The 1,779-nt window shown below is 32.6% G+C and carries 2 protein-coding genes; both read left to right on the top strand.

Features of this window, described 5'->3' with window-relative positions; genetic code table 11:
* The first annotated feature begins 258 nt into the window (after window positions 1-258).
* Window positions 259-471: an Lrp/AsnC ligand binding domain-containing protein gene (locus ASJ81_RS12095; RefSeq protein WP_095644658.1), complete on the top strand. Its 213-nt coding sequence runs from the start codon at window positions 259-261 to the stop codon at window positions 469-471.
* Between the two features lie 365 nt (window positions 472-836).
* Window positions 837-1,779: ISNCY family transposase (locus tag ASJ81_RS12090; protein ID WP_095642727.1), on the top strand; the 943-nt coding region annotated here is incomplete at its 3' end.

The raw sequence follows: 1,779 nt of genomic DNA, 5'->3' as shown, positions 1-1,779 counted from the left end.
TTTTCCGTCGAAATCGAGATCAGCAGCTCAAAATCCTTAACCGAATACAAATGAAGTTTACTTATATTTTTATATAGAAGCGCACAATAAACATTTATAACATGCGCATAATTTCTTCTTGTATTACCGAAGCTTCGATGCCTAAAAGCCAATTTTGTTAATCAATGTCAAGAACGATTACTTCTGGTTAAGTATATTCTTCATATTATCCGTATTTAATAAAAATATATGGGGTGTGTTGCCATTTACGGTATAACCATGATAAATGTGCTGCCAGGTTATGAAAAGGCAGCATACAGAGAATTGAAAAATATCGAGGGGATTAAGGATGTTTACCATGTTTTTGGGGAGTATGACTTTGTAATAATAATAGACGTTGAAGACCTTACTATCCTGAACGACGTGGTAGATAGGATCAGGGAAAGCGAAAATGTAACAGCTACCAAGACGATCATTGGAGCAGAGCTTTAAGTCATTAGGATTCAAAATCAGTGCATTCTTGTCAGGGTAAAACAGACGGAATGACAAAACTGAAGCAACATACTTTTTAGCAAGTCCTGGATTTCTACCTTAACCTTTTACTGAGACCTGAACTGTCTGGAGTTCTTTTTTTAAGTGTTTTTGAAAACTTAAAACCTGCTTTAAACAGTCAGTAATGCAGAAAAAATAACAGTGCCTTAATACTTTAGAATTACTTCTTACATTTTATGAAATGTCTTAAGTATATCAAATCCATAAATGTGACTCAGTTCCAAAATCTAGTGATGAAAGTAAGTGTAACATCACTACATAAATTTATAATTCTCTAATTATGTAATGATGTTACGGCAAAAACAATGGTAATTATAAATCTTACTCTTAATAACTTATCGGAACTCCCTGCTCTCTCATACCTTTTTGATAGTTATAGCAATGATTACGAATATACCACAAGAGGAATTTTTCGTAGAAAAATTCCTCCAGCCTGCCCTATTTGCAGTGCTCCTATGGTTCATAACGGCTATAATCTATACATCAAAAAAGGTCTTGGAAAAATCAGCATTGGTCGATACAAATGCCAAAATTGTGGTAGTACAGACGAAGAAGATCATAGTTTTTGGGAAGGTCTGAAAACTTTACTTTTTGATTCATTTAATAATTTTTTCCAGGTGCTCAGATACCATAAAGTTTCTTATGATGGAATTTCTGATATAATGAGCTTCATATTTCCAAGATCAAGAAGCACTATTTTTAGAACATTCAACAAAGAAATGGAACAGGAAAATGTTCCAATTTTAGAAAATGTACATATGGTGCACTATGACGAACAGCATCCAAAAGAGGGACGTTGTCAGAAATACCGTTTAACATTACTGGATGCAAAAACTCAAAGAACAATAGCAGATGAACTTTTTGAGGATAAAAGTTCAGAAACCATCAAAACGTTTCTACGAAAAAATCTAGATACATCAGAACCTGTGTTTATTGTTACGGATTTTGATAAGAGATACCCAGATATTTTAAAGGAAGTTTTTGGGGATAAGTTAGTGCATCAATACTGTTTGATGCACTTAAACAAGCTTATAGTTAGCGATTTTCCGAAGAAAACAACAATTGAACAGGAACTATTAAAATACAGGTTATTGAATATATTTTACAATCGTGAAAATGAGATTAAATTCCTGGAAAAAATTCTATCTGAAGAACTTAACGTAATTATGAATGAAGAAAAGCATCAAGAATGGAGTATAAAGGCAAAAAAGGAATTTAACCGATTTAGATATAAATTGAAGCTAGAAA

Origin of the sequence: Methanosarcina spelaei (genome assembly GCF_002287235.1) — an archaeon.
In the GTDB taxonomy this organism is placed as follows: Archaea; Halobacteriota; Methanosarcinia; order Methanosarcinales; family Methanosarcinaceae; genus Methanosarcina; species Methanosarcina spelaei.
This window is presented reverse-complemented; position numbering and strand designations above follow the sequence as displayed.

Excerpts from the sequence above, each read along its gene's own strand:
- ASJ81_RS12095 (WP_095644658.1), top strand. The coding sequence starts at position 259 with ATGATAAATGTGCTGCCAGGTTATGAAAAGGCAGCATACAGAGAATTG.